Here is an 18,231-nt window from a genome sequence, read left to right as displayed (position 1 = left end):
CGCTTTGCTCGCCCTGCGGGCCCCTTTCAGTCGTGTGTCTCGCTTCGCGCGGCTCCGAAATCGTCATTCGTCATTGCTCCATCTTGACCTTCCGTCCAACCTCTTGATTCCTTGCCCCCGCCCATGTCCGACGCCAGCACCACTCCCATGATGAAGCAGTACCTCGCCATCCGGCGTGAACTGCCGGAGGACGTGCTGCTGTTCTTCCGCCTGGGGGATTTTTATGAGCTGTTCTTTGAGGATGCGAAGACGGCCTCGCCGATCCTCAATGTGGCGCTGACGAAGCGCAATGGGGTGCCGATGTGCGGGGTGCCGCATCATTCATCGCAGGGGTACATCGCGAAGCTGATCAAGGCGGGCAAGCGGGTGGCCATCGCGGAGCAGACGACGGACCCGGTGCCGGGGAAGATCGTGGAGCGTGCGGTGTCGCAGGTGCTGAGCGCGGGGACGATCAATGACCTCAACCTGCTGGACTCGAACCGATCCAACTACCTCGCGGCGGTGTTTCGCGAGGGGAAGAAGCTTGGCCTGGCGTATGTGGACCATACGACGGGTGAGTTTGAGGTGGCCGAGTTCAAGGACACGACGGAGCTGGCGGATGAGCTGGAGAGACTGCAGGCGAGTGAGCTGCTGTACAGCGAGGAGCAGGGGGACTTGATCGCGGCGCTTGGCAGTCCGAGCTGTGCGCAGCCGATTGAGGGGTATCTGTTTTTGATTGATCAGGCGGAGCACAGTCTGACGCAGCATTTCAAGGTGCAATCGCTCGATGGCTTTGGCTGCCAGGGGCTTAGCGCGGCGATCGGTGCGGCGGGCTGTATTTTGCAGTATCTGCAGTTTCAACTGCGGCGGAGTGTGGAGCACATCCAGCGGCTGCGTTATGCGCAGATCAGCGATGTAGTGCTCATTGATGCGGCGAGCCAGAGTCATCTGGAACTGGTGACGGCACGCGGTGGCAATGCGCATACGCTGCTGAGCGCGCTGGACCGCACCTGCACGCCGATGGGTGCGCGCAAACTGCGGCACTGGGTGCTGCACCCGCTCAGAGATCTTGAGGCGCTGACGCAGCGGCAGGATATGATCGCGGCGCTGCTGGAGGAATCGATGCTCTTCAGCCAGATCCGCACACTGCTGAAAGAGGTGCGGGATTTGGAGCGGACGAGTTCACGCCTGAGCCAGGGCAGCGGGAATGGGCGTGATTTGTTGATGCTGGCGTCGTCGCTGGAAGTGGTGCCGGCTTTGCGTGCGGCGCTGGAGCAGCTCATCGCGGAGAAGGATGCGGAGTCGCTCTCCGAAGGAGGGATCAAGATGATCCCTCTGCTGCTGGCGCGTCTGCATGATCTCACGGGGATCTCGCAGGAGATTCAGCGGGCCATTGCGGATGAGCCGCCGATGCAGATCAAGGAAGGCGGGGTTTTTCGTGAGGGCTATCTGCCTGCGCTGGATGAACTGCGCGCGGCCTCGACGCTGGGCAGGCAGTGGATCGCGGATTTGCAACAGCGTGAGATCGAGCGCACGGGGATCAAGAGTCTCAAGATCAAATACAATGCGGTCTTTGGGTACTTCATTGAGATCACGAAAGCGAATGTGGGCAGCGTGCCGGCGGACTATCACCGCAAGCAGACGACGGTGAATGGCGAGCGCTACATCACGGATGAGCTGAAGCGGATGGAGGACAAGATCCTCGGCAGTGAGGAGCGCAGCAAGGCGCTGGAGTATGAGGAGTTTCTGGGGCTGCGTGGCCGCGTGCTGGAGCATCTGGTGCACATTCAGGAGACAGCGGAGACGATTGCCATTTTGGATGCGGTGGGCTCGCTGGCTGAAACGGCTCGGCTGTTTAACTACACGCGGCCGGTGCTGAATGAGACGCGCAATTTGTTCATCCGCGATGGACGGCATCCGGTGCTGGATCAGAATCTGACGAGCGGCGAGCGCTTCGTGCCGAATGACATCACGCTGGAGCCGGAGGAGAGCCGGCTGATTTTGATCACGGGACCGAATATGGCGGGTAAGAGCACGTATCTGCGCATGACGGCGCTGCTCACTCTCATGGCGCAGATTGGCAGCTACCTGCCAGTCTTCAGCGCAGAGGTGGGGCTGGTGGATCGCATCTTCACGCGCATCGGCGCGAGTGATGACCTCGCGCGCGGGCAGAGTACCTTCATGGTGGAAATGAATGAGACGGCGCTGATTTTGAACAATGCGACGGAGCGGAGTCTGGTGATCTTGGATGAGATCGGGCGCGGCACTTCCACGTTTGATGGACTGAGCATCGCGTGGAGCGTGGCCGAGCACATCCATGACAAGGTGGGCGCACGGGCCTTGTTTGCGACGCACTACCATGAAATCACGGCGCTGGCGCAAAGTCGCAGTGCGGTGAAAAACTACAACGTGGCGGTGAAGGAGTGGAACCAGCAGATCATCTTTCTGCGCAAGATCATGCCGGGCTGCGCGGAGAAGAGCTACGGCATCCAGGTGGCGAGGCTCGCGGGATTACCTGAGGGTGTCATTGATCGCGCGAAGGAAGTGCTGCAGCAGCTCGAAGCGGGGCATCAGCCTGCGGAGAGCGTGAAGGAGGTGCCGGTGGCGACGAGTGTGCCGGCGAAGGTGAGGAAGAAGGCCGTGAGTGACGCGGACGCGGGGCAGATGGTGTTGTTTGGGTGAGCTGCTCTCGGATGCCTATGGTGAAACAACCACGACAGTAATAATCATGGCACTCTCCCGAGCCATTAGCCGAAATAGACTGAGATTACGCATTCACTAGAACATTGTCTGTGGATGGCTGTCGTATCGTCACAAGCCCGTTTTTATATTTTATATATAAATCCCAAGAAGTTTGCGCTCAACGAATTTAACAAAAATTGGATAATCGTAGATCTGAGCCGCCTGCCAACAGGAGACGAAGTATCTTTTTTGACCTCGATATGCCGTGCTATAGTCACGAGATAAAAAAGTCGAAACGCTAGCAAAAAGGGCAAAAAAAACAACCAGTGCTCCCACACCTAGAATCGCCTCACTCTTAACTATTCCACCGAATAAAAAGATTCCAATGCCCACGCCAAAACCGATCAAAACCGGACGCCATTGATATGGGTTTTGTGAATTATAATCCCTGCGCAACTCACGATTCTTTTGCGCTAGATGGGTAAAAAACTGTTTCTTATCTATCGATCTCAACCAGAGGTACTCCTCTTCGCTTGGCACCACTGTTGGATTCCAAAGCATTTCAATTGAATGAATGCGCATGATTTAAGATTAAATCCGACAACTCTCATTCAGTCAACCTGTGTGTAATCCAAACAACATCTTTGCATACTTACTACGAAAGGAAAGCCAAGGCGCAGGAAGCGCACACGTTGGCCGATCTGGTCCCGATCTGGCTGGCGACGCCGATGCAATATGAGCCGGGCGATAAATGGCAGTACTGCCAGTCCGGCATTAACGCGGCGGCACGCATCGTGGAGGTGATCAGCGGGATGACGTTCGACGAATTTTTGCAGAAGCGCCTCTTTAATTCGCTCGGCATGACGAACACAAGCTTCTACCCCACAGATGCGCAGTGGGGGGAGACGGCCACGGGCTATGCGAAGAACAAGAACATCGGCAAACTGGAAGCTGTGCCGCCACGCAGCGACTTCGGTAAACGCGGCCGCACGTCGCAGGGCAATGGCGGCCTATATTCCTGTGCGAAGGATTACACCCGCTTTTGCCAGATGCTGCTCAATGGCGGTACGCTGGATGGCAAACGCATCCCGAGTCCCGAGGCGGTGAAGATTCTCTAGTCTGTGCACACGGGCGGTCTGCCCTGCGGCTTCTACCAGAAAGAGGAGTTCGGCAGTCACGGCAAGAACTACGGCTGGGGCATCGGTGCGTGCGTGCTAAAGGAGCCGCACGAAGGTCTGGCGAAAATGCTTTCGACCGGCACCTTCGGTCACGGCGATGCGTGGGGCACGCAGGCATGGATCGATCCGAAGAAGGAGGCCATCTATGTGCTGATGGTGCAGCGCGCGAACTTCCCCAACAGCGACGCCAGCCCGGTGCGCGAGGCGTTTCAAAACGCCGCAGCGAAGGCGCTGTGGAAGTGACGGAGACTCACCGCCCCTGCAAGGAGCGCTCCACGAGGCCTTCGTAGATTTTGCGGCGTTCGTCGAGGCCGAGGCCTTGGTTGCGGAGACCGAGCATTTGCTGGTTGATGGTCTCGCGCTGGGAGGTGCTGAGGCGGGAGAGTTTGGCGACCATCTCGGGGGGCGGGGCCTTGGGGTAGCCGTCTGAGGAGAAGCCCTCTTTGTAGTTCACGGCGGCGGCTTTGGCTTCGTTGAGCTGGGAAGATGTCAGCGGTGGGGCGTTGCCACCGGAGGTGCCGGAGCTGCTGCCGCCTGATTTAGATCGAGGAGGGCGGGGCGGGGGCTTTTGGTAGCGGACGGAGATGACCTCGCCTCCGGGGATCTGGATCTTGGCGGACCAGGTTTGAATTTCAGCGGAATTGCCGCCGACACCGACGAGCTGCCAACCTTGGAAATTGGGGGTCTTGGAGACGACGTGTGACTCGAAGGTTTTGGTGTCGAGCAGGGTGGCGAAGGTGTCTTTTTCGAAGTGGGCGACGCCGGTGAGGATGAGTGAGTCGGAGACGCCGAGGGAGCGGGTGAAGGGGGAGTTTGTGACGAGCGCGTCAAAGTCTTCCATGTTCACCGAACGCGGGATCGCACCATCGTCATCAGGTGAAATGGTCTCTGCGGCATGCAGCGGCGCAGCCATGCACAGGCCAAGGAAGAGGGCGCAAGGCATCTGCTTCATGGAGTTCCCTTTCTTCCTCATGGGGTGAAGTACGGTGGGAACGTGATGGAACCATCATGGCAGCTTCTGAAATTCCGACCAGCCCTCCCAGGCGATGCGCTGGAGGTCGGCGCGGTCTTTGTCGGAGAACTTGCGGGTGATGGGGTTGCCGTCGCGGTCCTTGGTCTTGTCGTGGGTGGGAGTTTCCATGGTGCGGATGTCGGTGACGGAGTCGATGGGGAGGCTGACGGGGCTTTGGTGGAAGATGGCGGCATACAGAGTGCATGCGGTGAGGTAGGACATGGTCTGATTGAGATGAGCGTCATTGATGAAGCGCAGCGTGAGATCGGGGCGCTGGGTCTGGCAGCGCAGGGCGACGAGAGCCATGGGGGCGACGGAGGCATCGATCTTCTTTGCCAGCGCGGCGATGGCGCGTTCTTTGGCGAGGATGGGAGCGGGATCGGGAACCTTGGTCAGGGGCTGGGGGTTTTGCGTGTTGGGTGTGGTCTCGTAGAGGATGACACGTGCGCCCTGGGCTTTGGCGAGTGCGGCGAACTTGGGTGCATACTCGGCGTAAGCGGTGGGATCGCCCTCGATGTCATCGCGATAGGACTGGAGGACGATGATGTCCCAGGGTTTGCGGTTGGCCTCGAGCTTGGCGAGCACTTCGGCATGGCGTGCGAGGGCGTTTTTGGCGTATTTGTCCTTGGGGTCTGCGGCATCTTTTTCGAGGGCGGCGATGGTGGCTTTCTCCTCGGCTTCGGTGAGTGTGGATTGTTTGACGATGTTTTGGGTGCCTAGCCGCCAGTGGTCTTTGAGTGTGCGGCCGCCGTAGATGACATCGGTGCGATTGAAGGTGAGGCCCGGGTTGCCGGCCTCGGCCATCGACTTGACCACGGTGGAGAGATTGTGACGTGCGGTGAAGCTGTTGCCGATGAAGAGGACGTTGAGTGTTTTCGCTTCGCCGGCTGCGCCTGCCGCCATGGGAAGTGAGAGGAGCGCGAATGCCCAGAAGGCGATGTGATGGAAGCTGCGTGTCATGGTCGGAGGAGTGGGAAGTCGCGGAAACGCGGCGGCGGCGTTTTGTCTCTCACTGATTCGGCATGATGGCGGTGAAACTTCCGATGCAAGGAATGCAGCGCCCGGTAGTTTATCAAACAAGTCCACCCACCCAAATCCCTCATGACCACACGCCGCCATTTTCTTCACACCGCCCTGGGGTTTGCCGCCCTGCCATCATTCGCGCGTGCTGCGGCGCCGGGAGGGGTCAGTCTGGGTTTCAGTTTGTATGGGATGAAAACGCTGACTTTGAGCGAGGCGCTGAAAGTGTGTGCGGAGATCGGCTATGCGAATGTGGAGATGGCTCTGAATGCGGGGTTTCCCACGGAGCCGAAGGTTTTCACGGCGGAGGCGCGGGCGGAAGCGGTGAAGCAGCTTGCGGCGCTGAAGCTGGATCTGCCGTGCCTGATGGTGAACCTGAGCCTGACGGCGGATGACAAGGCGCATGCGCTGAACCTGCAAGGCATCAAGGATGCGGCGCAGGTGGCACGGGACATGAACGCCGCGCAGCCGCCGATCATCGAGACGGTGTGCGGCGGCAAACCGGCGACGTGGGAGCAGCAGAAGGCAGGCATGGTGGAGAAGCTGCAGGCATGGGCGGAAGTGGCGGAGAAAGAGAAGACTGTGATCGCGATCAAGGCGCATGTGGGCAGCGCGGTGAACTCGCCAGAGCGCCTGCTGTGGTTGCTGGAGCAGGTGAAGTCTCCATCCATTCAGGTGACGTATGACTACAGCCACTTTGAGCTGCAGGGCATCGACATGGAGGAAAGCATGAAGCTGCTGCTGCCGCGCACGAAATTCATTCATGTGAAGGACGCGACGGGTGATGCGGCGAAGTTCCAGTTCCTACTGCCGGGCGAAGGAAAGACCGATTATGTGAAGTATTTCACCGCGCTGAAGCAGCATGGTTACCGAGGACCTGTGGTGGTGGAGGTGAGCGGACAGATCTTCAGCAAGCCGGGGTATGAGCCGATTGCTGCGGCGAAGAAGTGTCATGGGGTGCTGGCGGGCGCAGTGGCGAAGGTGGGGTGAAGGAAACCCCAAAAACAAACATGTCGCACCTGTACGTTTTCATCCATCTCGACAATCAATGCCCCTGAGTGTATTATTGAGTCATGACGACTGCGTTGACCTTCATGGATGAACTGCGACGCCTGCCAGCCGACCAACTGGAGGAGACAGCCGATTTCATTCAAACTCTGATCGAAGAACGCCGCATGCGCCGCGCAAACATGATCGACGCCACTGCTGGCAGTCTGACTGGCGAAGAAGGCGAAGCACTCGAAACAGCCCTGGCCGAATGCAGCACCGTGGATGAAAACGCCTGGTAGCCTTGCCCTCGATAGCAGCGTCATCGTTCGTCATATGCGGACTGGTGATCCTGTGATTGCTGCCAAGCTCAAGGCGGCCACAGAGCTTTACCTTCCGCTCACAGCTCTTGGAGAAATGCGCTTCGGGATCCAGCGCGCGGGCAACAGCCGACGTGCCATCGAACAATGGGAGCGCTTTTACCGTGAGGTTGTCATCCTCCTGCCTGATGACGCAACAGCCACTGCTTATGCCGAACTCAAGCAAGCTCTCGCTCTCAAAGGCAGGCCGATTCCAGAAAACGACCTCTGGATCGCTGCCACCGCCAAAAGCCATGGCCTGCCCCTTTATTGCAAGGACGCTCACTTTGAAGAACTGGCCGATCTATTGACGATCATCCAAGCCTGATTCACCCACATCGCTTGATGCAACCCAACCTGATCGCTCTTCTCTTCGTTATGCTGACTGCCGCAGCGGCGGCGCAAAACAAGGTGCTGACGGTGGCGGATTTTGAGACAGGGAATGTTTCGCAGCTAGGCACGCAGAAAGCCCAAAGTGATTCGATTATCAACATGAAGGCTGCTGACTGATCCGAGGGTTTGTGGAGAAACGTGGTTGAGAGTCCGACGGCGACGTTCAATGTTGGGCCGCATGCCCTTACCGAAGAAGCCCAGGCAATCCATCGTCAAGGCGGGTCATGGTTTTGACCGGCTGCTGAGCCAGTTGCGCGGGCTGATTCTGGAATCCCGAGCGCAGCTGCTGCGCGCTGTCGACGTGATGCAGGTGCGCACCTGCTGGGAGGTGGGCCGTCATATCGTGGAGTTTGAGCAAGAGGGAGCGCAGCGGGCTGAATATGGAGCCGGCCTGCTCAGACGGCTGGCAGACAAGCTGACAACGGAGTTTGGCCGTGGATATGATGCCTCGAACCTTTACAAGATGAGACAGTTCCATGCTGCCTTTTCAAATTTAGACGCAGTGCGTCCTGAATTGAGCTGGACGCATTACCGCCTTCTTCTGCGCGTGGATGATGAAGCAGCCCGTGAATGGTATGTGCGTGAGTCCATCGCGCAGAACTGGAGCACGCGCGCTTTGGAACGGCAGATGGGCAGCCTTTACTATGAGAGGCTGCTGAGGAGCCGGGACAAAAAAGCCGTGAAGGTGGAGGCGGTGCAAAATCTGGCCTTGGAAGCGCCCAGCCCGCGCGACTTTATTCGTGATCCGATCGTGCTGGAGTTTCTGGGACTGCCCGGCACAGGCAAGCTGTTGGAGTCGAATCTGGAAGACTCGCTCGTCAGCAATCTGCAGTCTTTCCTGCTTGAGCTGGGCAAGGGCTTCGCGTTTGTGGCGCGGCAGCAACGCATCAGCACGGAAACGAAGGACTTCTACGTGGACTTGGTTTTCTACAACTACGTGCTGAAATGCTTTGTCCTCTTCGATCTCAAAACCCGGGAGCTGGAGCATCAAGACATTGGCCAGATGGACATGTATGTGCGCATGTATGACGAGCAGCATCGGGGGCCGGGAGACGGACCCACCGTGGGCATCATTCTGTGCGCCCACAAGGATGCCAGCGTGGTGCGCTATTCCGTGCTGCACGGTCATGAACAGCTTTTTGCCAGCAAATACCGGCTCGTGCTTCCCAGTGAGGACGAACTGCGTGCCGAACTGAATCGTGAAATGGAGATTTTTGCGCGCGAGCAGAGATTGCAAGACAAGCCCACCCCGACACGATCCAAGAAAAGAACTCCCAGCCGCACGCGACGTGCTCGCTGAGCCAAGCACAGCGTTTCTATTCCAACACTTAATCTACGAACCCTCTCATGACTCGAAGCACTTTCCTCAAATCCACCGTGGCCGCCAGCGGGCTGGTCGGCGCCATTCAAAACCTGCCTGCGGCTGATGAGCCAAACGGAGCTGCGCGGGAGTATTTTGAAATTCGGAAGTACACTCTCAAGAGTGCGGAGAAACAGAGTGTTCTGGAGACTTACCTGAAGGATGCGGCGATTCCGGCGCTGAACCGTCTCGGCGTGAAAAACGTGGGGGTGTTTCTGCCGGAGAAGGCGGAAGGGACGCCTGTAGTTTATGTGGTGCTGCGGTACAGCTCGCTGGATCAACTCGCGAAGAGTGCGGATCTGCTGGCAGACGCGGCCTTGCAAAAGCAGGGCGCGGCTTATCTGGATGCACCGGCGGTGGATGCGGTGTACGAACGCGTGGAAAGCTGGCTGACGCAGGGCATTGCAGGCATGCCTGCGATGGCGGTGCCAGCCAAGGGCAGCCAGGTTTACCAGCTGCGCATCTATGAGAGCCCCAGCGAGAAGACGGGGAAGAAGAAGATCGAGATGTTCAACATCGGCGAACTGGCGATCTTCAAACGCAGCGGACTCAACGCCGTTTTCTTTGGCGAAACCATCGTGGGACCGCTGATGCCCAATCTGACCTACATGCTGAGCTTCAGCGATGCTGCAGCGAAGGATCAGGCATGGAACACTTTCCGCGTCGATCCGGAATGGACGAAGCTGAAGACCACGCCGGGCTTTACGGACAAGGAGATCGTGTCACGCATCACAAACCTGGTGCTTGTGCCGACAGCATATTCACAGATCTGAGGAGCCGGGGTAACCCCGGCTCCGCAATCCTGTCTGCTCAAGATTTGTTCGCCTTGGCCAGCACGTTTTGGAGTGTCTTGGCGAACTCTTCGGAGGAGGTGCCGCCGACTTGTTTGGCGACCTCCTTGCCTTCGGCATTGAGGAACTCGATGTGCGGGATGCCATTGACCCCGTATTTGTTGGCAGCGCTTTCATTGCGCGCATCATCAATGTCGATGTAGGCCCAGACGAACTTGTCGTGAAAGGCCTTCACCTCGGCGCTGGGATAGACGTCGTGTTTCATGGCCTGACAGGGCGGGCACCAGGCGGCGGAAAAGACGAGGATGACCGGCTTGCCGGATTTTTTCGCGGCGCTCATGGCGACGGTGCTGCTGTTTTTGAAATCAGGGCTGCCTTTCGGGAAGTCGCTGGCCAGGGCGAAGCTTGTGGCGGCGGCGAGGATGAGGAGGATGGTTTTTTTCATGGTTTAGGGGGTATTAAAGGGAACGATTCATGAGATGTGCTGGGGGCGTTTTTTATTCCCGGATTCTGCATGAGATCGAAGAATCATGACGGTGGCTGATGCGCATTGACTTGCCAGCAGGCTGCCTTAACCCGTGCGCCATGTGCATTTCACGACTTCCGGTTTTTCTTGTCAGTGCTTCTCTTGCCCTGACGTTTTCATTTCAATCCGGCATGGCCAATGAGGCTTTCTTTTCGAAAGACGGCAGGACGGTGACGATGGGACTCGGAAGCCGGGGGCGATCCGGGCTGGTGCAGGTGGACATTGCCACGGGAAAGATCACGCAGGCGCCTTTGCCAGCAGAGCTGAAGGAGGAGAGCATCGAAAGCGTGGCGGCAGGCAGTGAGGGTGAAACGCTGTTTCTTGCCAAAGAGGGTGTGTGGGTGTGGACACCGGGTGCTGCCACGCCAGTGAAGCGCGTCTGCGCCACGGCACCCGTGGTGGGCGCGACGGATTTGTTCGTGGCCACGGTGCCGGGCACGCCGCTCACCGATTGTCTTTTTGTCAGTGGCAATGAAACGGCTGACGCGACGAGCATGGGGACCTTTTACGGTCGCAAACCAGGCGGCAAGCATCCCTTTCTGTCCATTTTCTGCCGCCGCGTGAGCAGCGCGACTGGCGGCGTTTTTTCCAACGACGGCCGTCTGTTTTTCATCAGCGACGGTGATGTGTGGGAGGGTGGCATCCAGGCGGATGACGACACGGGCACGGAGCGTCTGGGCACGCTGGTGGGAGCACGCATCGCGCCTTTGGCCATCATGAACACGGATGAAGCCAACGGCGGCAGCATGTGGGTGCAGCATGTGGCTCCGGCAGGAAAATGGATCTACGCCCAGCTGCGCGGGCACCACATGTCCGCGATCCTGCGCACGCCGCTGCCTGCCAAGCCCATGTACGCGCCGACCTCCAACGATTCTCCCGGCGCGAAAGACCAGCTCGATGCCATGTCTTACTCGCTGAACAAAACCGAGGTGATTGCGGATGACATGGAATACGCGGCCGGCTTCTGTGCCACTGAGATTGGCGGCACGCCGCGCGTGTTTTTCTGCGGAGATGCGACGGAGGAAAACAAAGGCCCCGCGCTGATGCTGTGGGAAGGCGCGGGCAAGCCGCGTGTGATTGGCCACCTGCCGCAGGAGTGAGCCGAATCAGGTGCGAAAAAACACAACGCCCGGAGAAAACCTCCGGGCGTTGCAATGATCAGGTTCCTTGAGGGTCGTTCCGACTCTCAATGCATGCCATGACGGCCGCCGCTGTGATGTCCGCCACTGGAGTGGCTGGGAGCGCCAACGCCCGATGGAGCGGATGGAGCGCCGCCAAATCCACCGTGTGAGCCACCGCCGGATGAGTGGCTGCTGTGGTGGTGGGAGCTGCCGCCGAAACCGGAGCCGCCTGAGGATGCGCCACCGAATCCACCGCCGAAGCCACTGCTGGAGTGGTGCGTGGTACCGCCGCCAAATCTGCCGCCACCAAAGCCACCGGAACTGCCGCCTGAATGGTGCGTGCTGCCACCGGAGTAATGGGAGCTGCCACCAAAGGAAGAGGGAGCACTGGAAAAGCCACCGCCGGAGTGACCGGACGAGTGGTGCTGGTGATGACCGTAGGAAGGAGATGAGTACCCGCGGCTGGAGTGATGCGAGGGAGCGCTAAAGAATGAGGCGAAGCCGGGAGTGGCGTAAGAACGGTTTGAATAGCCGGAATAGGGCCGTGAGCTGTAGCTGTTAAAGCTGTTGTATGAAACCACTGGCCGTGAGTTGTAGCCGCCGCCGTAGTAGTTTGGCCGGGATGAATACCCACCGCCATAACCATAGCCGGAAGCATAAGGGCCAGCGAATTCCTCACAGGAGGTCAGAGAGACGGCGACGGTCAGTGAAGCGAGCAGAAGTGAAAGCGATTTGATTTTCATAATCCTCACCTCCGACGCGTAGGCTCAAAGCTTATTCATTCGATTGTTGAGGAACATGATTTAGGCCGGACAAGCCGCACCAAGCATCTCCCACTACGGGGCCAGTTCAGCCGCCAGGGCAGTCGCTTCCGCGAGAAAGGCCTCTCCCAATGGCGAAAGGCGTCCTGTCCAAAGGGCGCCGAAGCAAAGCGGTGGGAAACCATCCAGCGCGAGTGCTTTCACCTGGGCGGGAAGTTCAATGCGCGGATGAAGCAGGATGAGGCCTGCACCAAAACCTTCGACAACATAGCGCAGCACGAGATCGAAGCTGCCGACTTCGAGACTGGGCAGCCATTCGACACCGCGCTGGCGCAAGGCGGCCTGAAAGGAACGCGCCACCACGTCTTTGGCCTCCAAGGCGACGAGAGGCAGATCGATGCGGTCCTTTTCAAAAATCTGCTCGGCCTTGGTGATGCCGCTCTGCTTGGGTACCAGCAGGGCCATCGGCAAACGGAGGAGCTCGCGTGATTCGATGTTGGCCACGGTTTTTTCCATGAGGGTGCCAAATCCAATGTCCACCTCTTGTGCGGCCAGCAGCGTTTCGATCTCCTGCTGGCGACCATGGGTGAGGGTGAAATGAAACCCTTTCACCCGCCGCCGCATGCGGCCGAAGAGCTCTGGCAGATAGTCCCGCTGCACGACTTCTGCGGAGGCGATGCGCAGCCGGTTTTCACCGCCACCGCGCAGGCGGTCTCCCATCTCGGTGAGACCACCGAAGAAGGGCGCGATGAAATCGTAGAGCGTCTGCCCTTCGCGGGAAAGCTGGAAGGGGCGCCGCTGATACAGGGTGACACCAAGAGCATCTTCGAGCTGGAGAATCTGGGCGCTGATAGCCGGCTGCTGAATGCCGTAGGGCATGGCCCGGGCCGCCGCACTCACGCCGCCGTGACGCGCCACATAGTAGAAGAGTTCGAGGTGATGGACGTTCATGCAGGTGAAAGGCTATACGGATTATCAATGATGCCACGTGGAAATATCAATTTCCCTTGTCTGCCGATCCTGAGAGACTGCGCAGCAATATGGACGAAATCATTTTCATTCTCGTGATCATCGGTGGCGCGGTGCTCATCATGCCCATCATCGCGCTCGTCATTGCCGTCAGGGCGCGGCGGCGCGGCGATGAACTGGGCGCACAAATCAGCTCGCTTCGGGAAATCACCACGCGGAGCGTCGAACGCGAGGCGCGGCTGGTTCGGCGCATAGAAGCGCTCGAAGCCGGGACTAGGCCGGCACAGGCACAGCAGGCTCCGGCGGCTGCCGCCCCGGTGGCAGCGCCTGAAACCATCGCCAAGCATGCGCCTGTTCCTTCAGCTGAACCCGTCTTCGTGACGGCTCCGGCTGCACTGCCGCCGGTTCCGCCCTCCGAACCCGCTGCGGTCAAAACTCCCATGCCCCCTGCTATCGTGCATGCGCCGGACTTCAGACCAACGGTGGAGCCCAAGCCACGCCCCTCACTTGCACCGGCTCCCAGCATTTCTCTGGAACAATTCATGGGGGCGAAGCTCTTTGCGTGGGTGGGCGGGCTGGCCCTGTTTCTGGGCATCATCTTCTTTGTGAAGCTCAGCATCGAGCGCGGATGGATTTCCCCCGAACTGCGCACGGCGATTGGTTTTGTGATCGGCGCGGGGCTTGTGGGTGCGGGGGTGGTGATCCAGCGCCTCAAGCCGTATGCCACACTGGCGCACACGCTGTGCGCGACAGGCATCGTGGTGCTGTATGGCGTGAGTTTTGCGGCGCATGCGCTGTACCACATTCCGCCCTTCAATCATGCGCTGGTGACCTTTGGCATGATGACGCTGATCACCACCACGGCTTTCCTGCTGGCGGTGCGGATGGAGGCGCAGGTGGTGGCGGTGCTGGGCATGCTGGGCGGCTTTTTGACGCCGATTCTCTGCTCCACCGGCCAGGACAATCCCGGCGGGCTGTTTGGCTACATCGCCTTGCTGGACATCGGCGTGCTGGCGGTGGCCAAACACAAACGCTGGCTGCATCTCACGGCTTTGGCTGCGGCTGGCACGATCATCATGCAGGCGGGATGGATGATGAAATTCTTCCGCTCGTCCGAGTATGCCATGGGTTCAGCCACGTGGATTCCGGTGATCGTGTTTCTAGGCTTTGCCACCTTGTTCATGCTCGCTGCCTGGTGGTCGCGGCAACGTGCAGATGAGGATGCCTATCCTGCGGGTGCGGCGCTGGCCCTGTGCGGCAGTGCGCTGTTCGCCGCGTTCGTCTTCCTTGGATTTGGTGCCATTACCGAGCGTCCCACGCTGCTGTACACCTTTGTGCTCGGCATCAATGCCGTCGTGTTGCTCATTGTGTGGCAGCAGCCGCGGGTGGCCAGGGCTCACGGCATCGTCGCCACACTCACCTTTCTGCATCTTTCCATCTGGACCACGACGAGGCTCACCGACGAGCTGCTGCCCTATGCGCTGGGCATTTATCTCGGCTTTGGCCTGCTGCACACCGCCTTTGCCGTGCTGTGGCAGCGCCGCAGTCAGTCCACCACGCTGTTCATGAGCTGGACGCCGGTGATCACTCTGGTGCTGCTGTTCATGCCGGTGCTGTGTCTGGATGCGGTCAGTCTCATGCTGTGGCCGGCGATCCTGCTCGTGGATCTGCTCATCATTGGTCTGGCGATTTTCACGGGTGCGCTGATTCCCGTGCTCGCCGCACTGGCGCTGACACTCATCACGGCAGGCGCGTGGTTGTTTCGTCTGCCTGCGAATACCGCCGGCAGCCTGGGACTGTTCCTCATCGTGCTGGGTGGCTTCGCGGTGCTGTTTGGTGTGGCCAGCAGTTTCCTCTCGCGCAAAATGCCGAAGGTGCCGTTTGCAGCCATGCTGCCGGTCAGCTCTGCGGTGCTGCCATTTGCGCTGCTGATTCTCGCCACGCTGCATCTCCACGTGATTGATCCCTCGCCGGTGTTTGGCCTCGCGCTGCTGCTCACGGTGTTTCTGCTGGGGCTTGCGTGCATCAGCGGCATCACCGTGCTGGCACCCACGGCGCTGGGCTGTGTGCTGGCGCTGGAGTGGGCCTGGCATCAGCAGAGCTTCAACGCGGAACATGCCGCCACGCCGCTGCTGTGGTATCTGGGCTTCTACGCGCTCTTCACGGCATTTCCGCTGGTGTTTGAGAAGCTCTTTGCCAAGCGCCAGCTCCCATGGATCGCCTCGGCGGCTGCGGGTTTGGGGACCTTTGGGCTTGTCTATCGTCTCGTGGGGCAGACCTGGCCGAATGAGATGATGGGGCTGCTGCCTGTGGCGTTTGCGGTCGCGCCGCTGCTGTGCCTCGTCTTTGTGCTGAAGCAGCATGCGGCAGACAATCCGGCGCGACTGACGCAGCTCGCGTGGTTTGGGGGTGTGGCGCTGTTTTTCATCACACTCATTTTCCCGATCCAGTTTGAGAAGCAGTGGATCACGCTGGGCTGGGCGCTGGAAGGTGCGGCGCTGTGCTGGCTTTTCCGCCGGGTGCCGCATCCCGGCCTGCGTGGCACGGGCGCGGTGCTGCTGGTGGCCTCCTTCGTGCGGCTGGCGCTGAATCCGGCGGTGCTGGCCTATCAAATGCGCGGTGAGACGGCCATCCTGAACTGGCAGCTCTACGCCTACAGCCTATCGGCGCTGGCGATGTTTGCAGCGGCACGGTGGCTCACGCCTCCGAATGATTGCTGGGACAAGGTGAACCTGCGAGGTGTGTTCTGCGCCTTCGGTGGCATCCTGCTCTTTCTGCTGCTGAACATTGAGATTGCGGATGCATTCACACCTGCAGGTGAACACTCGATCACCTTTGACTTCGATGGCAACTTCGGGCGTGACATGACGTACACGATCGCCTGGGCGCTGTATGCGCTGGTGCTGCTTATTATCGGCATCTGGCAGCGCAACGCGCCCACGCGCTACGCGGGAGTCGGATTGCTGGCGGTGGCGCTGCTGAAGCTGTTTCTGCATGACCTGGCGAACATCGAAAGCATCTACCGTATTGGCGCGCTGATGGTGGTGGCCGTCATTGCCCTGGCCGCTTCGTTCCTGTATCAACGTTTTCTCACCGACGACAAATCATGAAACTGCCTTTTCTGCTCATGGCCCTGTGCCTGTCCTCGATCGCCGGTGCGGCTGACTTTGCCGCGTGGACGCATCGTCAAACGGTGCGCGTCACGCAGCCCGGACTCACGCGCATCGAACTCGAACCGGAGCTGCTTGATGCCTCGCAAACGAAGGGAGGCGCGGCGTTTCATGACCTGCGGATCATCAGTCCCGGCAAGGTGGAGACGCCTTACGTCATCGCACTGCCACGGATCATCCGGCCTGAGATGGTGGAGGTCCCCGAGTTTAGGGCGGCACTCAATCCGAACACCTTGAACACCGTGCTCGAATTTCGACCGCCTGCGGGCAGCACAACTTCGGAAGTGCTGCTGCAAACTCCGGCGGCCAGTTTCATCAAATCCGCCACTTTGGAAGCAAGCTTGGATGGCGCCCGCTGGCAGACGCTGGCCAGTAATGAGCTGCTCTGCCGGCAGAACGGGACGGAGCGGCTGCGCTTTACCTTTGCGCCCGCAGCGTGGACGCATTTCCGTGTGACCCTGGATGATGCGCGCAGCAAGCCCGTGGTATTTACCGGGGCGCAGGTGCGGCGGGATCTGCCCGAATGGCACACGCTGTCGCAACCGGTGAAGATCCGTGGGCGCACGGAGGCCGCCGGTGAAACGCATCTGAAGCTCGATCTGGGCAGCGCCAATGTACTGCTGGGGAACGTGCGGCTGCATACACCTGAAGCGGTGTTTCAACGTGAAGCCTCTTTGCTGGGCGCGCGTGCCACGCTCTTCCGGCTGCAGCATGAGGGCCGCAGTGCGGAGGATCTCGACATCGGCGTGCACCAACTGGCGACCACGCGTGAAGTGGAGCTCGTGATTCGCAATGGCGACAGCCCGCCGCTGCGGATCGAGAGCATTGAAGCGACGCGGCATCCGGTGCCGGTGGTGTTTCAAGCGGATGCCGCAGGGGAGTGGCAGTTTTACATTGGCAATGTGCAGGCCCCGGAGCCACGCTATGACATCGCCGCGCTGAGTGACAAGCTGCGCGATGCCTCCGCGCAGTCCGCCATGGCCAGCGTGGTGAAAGCCAACACCGCCTTCAGCAAAACGGCCACCGCGCCTGATGTGGGGGATGTGGGTCCGGAGATCGATGTTTCTCCGTGGTCGTTTCAGCGGCCGGTGGAATTCAAGGAGCCCGGGGTGCTGGTGGTGGAGCTGATTCCCGAAGTGCTCGCTCTCACGGCGAATGACCTGCACGACATGCGTGTGGTGCGGGATGGGCATCAGATACCGTTTCTCGCCATCCAGCCGGGCGTGGACCGGCAGGTCGAAGTCTCCATCAAAGAAGTGCCCGATCCTGACAAGCCGCGATGGTCCAAATGGGACATTCGGATGCCGTTTGCGAATTTTCCCGCGAGCGAGCTGCTGCTGGACTCCCCCACGCCCTTGTTTGCGCGGACGCTCACCGTTTCCGAGCAGCATCTGACGGAGAAGGGGCATTTCGAACGCATCCTGAGCAATGCCAACTGGCAGCGGCTGCCCGGCCAGGCTGCCAGCACCTTTCATCTGGCACTCTACACCGCGCCGCGTGCCGCCACGATCCACCTGGCCACGGACAACGGTGACAATGCGCGGCTGCAGATCACCGCCGCCCGGGTGGTGTATCCCGTGGTGCGGCTGATGTTTCGTGTGCCGGACACCACGCCTGTGCAAATCTGCTACGGCAACCGGCGCGCTCCCTACACACGCTATGATCTCCAGCTGGTGAGGCCTGATTTTGAAAAAGCCACCCAGGTCGCCGCCACACTGGGCGAGGAAGAAAAGCTGCCCGGCTACGAGGCCGATGCCAGCGGCCCCACCGGCAAGGGCAGCCCCTGGTTCTGGGCCGCGCTGGCGCTGGTGGTGGGAGCGCTGCTGTGGGTGGTGGCGAAGATGCTGCCGAAGAAGGTGGAGTGAGGGAAGGTCAAGGCTTCGCCTTGCAACCCCGGCCCTCATGCGGACGTTATCTCATTAC

General features: G+C 59.7%; 18 protein-coding genes. 12 read left to right on the top strand and 6 right to left on the bottom strand.

Features of this window, described 5'->3' with window-relative positions; translation table 11 throughout:
- The first annotated feature begins 123 nt into the window (after positions 1-123).
- Positions 124-2,661: a DNA mismatch repair protein MutS gene (mutS, locus tag WAW39_RS22920; RefSeq protein ID WP_422321485.1), complete on the top strand. Its 2,538-nt coding sequence runs from the start codon at positions 124-126 to the stop codon at positions 2,659-2,661.
- Between the two features lie 150 nt (positions 2,662-2,811).
- Here mutS and WAW39_RS22915 read toward each other — a convergent pair whose 3' ends face one another.
- Positions 2,812-3,243: a hypothetical protein gene (locus WAW39_RS22915; RefSeq protein ID WP_422321484.1), complete on the bottom strand. Its 432-nt coding sequence runs from the start codon at positions 3,241-3,243 to the stop codon at positions 2,812-2,814.
- 62 nt (positions 3,244-3,305) lie between these two features.
- Here WAW39_RS22915 and WAW39_RS22910 point away from each other — a divergent pair, with 62 nt between their 5' ends.
- Both WAW39_RS22910 and WAW39_RS22905 read left to right on the top strand, forming a co-directional pair.
- A complete protein-coding gene (locus tag WAW39_RS22910; RefSeq protein WP_422321483.1) occupies positions 3,306-3,779 on the top strand; it encodes a serine hydrolase domain-containing protein in 474 nt (157 codons plus the stop codon).
- A gap of 3 nt (positions 3,780-3,782) precedes the next feature.
- Positions 3,783-4,082 (top strand): hypothetical protein, encoded by a 300-nt coding sequence (locus tag WAW39_RS22905; protein ID WP_422321482.1) that lies wholly within the window; start codon positions 3,783-3,785, stop codon positions 4,080-4,082.
- Positions 4,083-4,089: 7 nt separating this feature from the next.
- Here WAW39_RS22905 and WAW39_RS22900 read toward each other — a convergent pair whose 3' ends face one another.
- Together WAW39_RS22900 and WAW39_RS22895 are read right to left on the bottom strand one after the other, a co-directional pair.
- Complete coding sequence (locus WAW39_RS22900; protein ID WP_422321481.1) at positions 4,090-4,812, bottom strand: hypothetical protein; 723 nt, start codon at positions 4,810-4,812, stop codon at positions 4,090-4,092.
- A 33-nt stretch (positions 4,813-4,845) separates the two neighbouring features.
- Positions 4,846-5,811 carry a hypothetical protein gene (locus WAW39_RS22895; RefSeq protein WP_422321480.1) on the bottom strand — a complete coding sequence of 322 codons (966 nt, stop codon included), beginning with the start codon at positions 5,809-5,811 and terminating at the stop codon, positions 4,846-4,848.
- A 141-nt stretch (positions 5,812-5,952) separates the two neighbouring features.
- Here WAW39_RS22895 and WAW39_RS22890 point away from each other — a divergent pair, with 141 nt between their 5' ends.
- The 6 genes from WAW39_RS22890 (at position 5,953) to WAW39_RS22865 (ending at position 9,743) form a co-directional block, all read left to right on the top strand.
- Positions 5,953-6,861, top strand: coding sequence for a sugar phosphate isomerase/epimerase family protein (locus tag WAW39_RS22890; RefSeq protein ID WP_422321479.1), 909 nt, complete (start codon positions 5,953-5,955; stop codon positions 6,859-6,861).
- Between the two features lie 83 nt (positions 6,862-6,944).
- Positions 6,945-7,160, top strand: a complete 216-nt coding sequence (locus tag WAW39_RS22885; RefSeq protein ID WP_422321478.1) for a hypothetical protein — start codon at positions 6,945-6,947, stop codon at positions 7,158-7,160.
- Positions 7,144-7,545, top strand: coding sequence for a PIN domain-containing protein (locus WAW39_RS22880; RefSeq protein ID WP_422321477.1), 402 nt, complete (start codon positions 7,144-7,146; stop codon positions 7,543-7,545). The genes WAW39_RS22885 and WAW39_RS22880 overlap by 17 nt, the downstream gene beginning before the upstream one ends.
- Before the next feature lie 17 nt (positions 7,546-7,562).
- Positions 7,563-7,727 carry a hypothetical protein gene (locus WAW39_RS22875; protein WP_422321476.1) on the top strand — a complete coding sequence of 55 codons (165 nt, stop codon included), beginning with the start codon at positions 7,563-7,565 and terminating at the stop codon, positions 7,725-7,727.
- A gap of 61 nt (positions 7,728-7,788) precedes the next feature.
- The gene (locus tag WAW39_RS22870; protein ID WP_422321475.1) at positions 7,789-8,910 is read left to right on the top strand and encodes a PDDEXK nuclease domain-containing protein; all 1,122 of its coding nucleotides are present in this window, start codon (positions 7,789-7,791) and stop codon (positions 8,908-8,910) included.
- 47 nt (positions 8,911-8,957) lie between these two features.
- Positions 8,958-9,743 (top strand): NIPSNAP family protein, encoded by a 786-nt coding sequence (locus WAW39_RS22865; protein ID WP_422321474.1) that lies wholly within the window; start codon positions 8,958-8,960, stop codon positions 9,741-9,743.
- Positions 9,744-9,780: 37 nt separating this feature from the next.
- Here WAW39_RS22865 and WAW39_RS22860 read toward each other — a convergent pair whose 3' ends face one another.
- Positions 9,781-10,206, bottom strand: coding sequence for a thioredoxin family protein (locus WAW39_RS22860; protein WP_422321473.1), 426 nt, complete (start codon positions 10,204-10,206; stop codon positions 9,781-9,783).
- 212 nt (positions 10,207-10,418) lie between these two features.
- On the opposite strand from WAW39_RS22860, the gene WAW39_RS22855 reads away from it, so the two are divergent.
- Positions 10,419-11,387: a hypothetical protein gene (locus WAW39_RS22855; RefSeq protein WP_422321472.1), complete on the top strand. Its 969-nt coding sequence runs from the start codon at positions 10,419-10,421 to the stop codon at positions 11,385-11,387.
- A gap of 86 nt (positions 11,388-11,473) precedes the next feature.
- Here the strand turns inward: WAW39_RS22855 and WAW39_RS22850 are convergent, their stop codons facing one another.
- On the bottom strand, positions 11,474-12,151 hold the full coding sequence (locus WAW39_RS22850; RefSeq protein ID WP_422321471.1) for a hypothetical protein: 678 nt from the start codon (positions 12,149-12,151) through the stop codon (positions 11,474-11,476).
- Positions 12,152-12,244: 93 nt separating this feature from the next.
- Positions 12,245-13,120, bottom strand: coding sequence for a LysR family transcriptional regulator (locus WAW39_RS22845; protein ID WP_422321470.1), 876 nt, complete (start codon positions 13,118-13,120; stop codon positions 12,245-12,247).
- A gap of 89 nt (positions 13,121-13,209) precedes the next feature.
- On the opposite strand from WAW39_RS22845, the gene WAW39_RS22840 reads away from it, so the two are divergent.
- Positions 13,210-16,248, top strand: a complete 3,039-nt coding sequence (locus tag WAW39_RS22840; RefSeq protein ID WP_422321469.1) for a DUF2339 domain-containing protein — start codon at positions 13,210-13,212, stop codon at positions 16,246-16,248.
- Entirely contained in the window at positions 16,245-18,173 is a 1,929-nt protein-coding gene (locus WAW39_RS22835) for a hypothetical protein (protein ID WP_422321468.1), read from the top strand. The genes WAW39_RS22840 and WAW39_RS22835 overlap by 4 nt, the downstream gene beginning before the upstream one ends.
- Positions 18,174-18,231 lie beyond the last annotated feature (58 nt).

It is taken from the genome of Prosthecobacter sp. (assembly GCF_049294395.1).
GTDB lineage: Bacteria > Verrucomicrobiota > Verrucomicrobiia > Verrucomicrobiales > Verrucomicrobiaceae > Prosthecobacter.
This window is presented reverse-complemented; position numbering and strand designations above follow the sequence as displayed.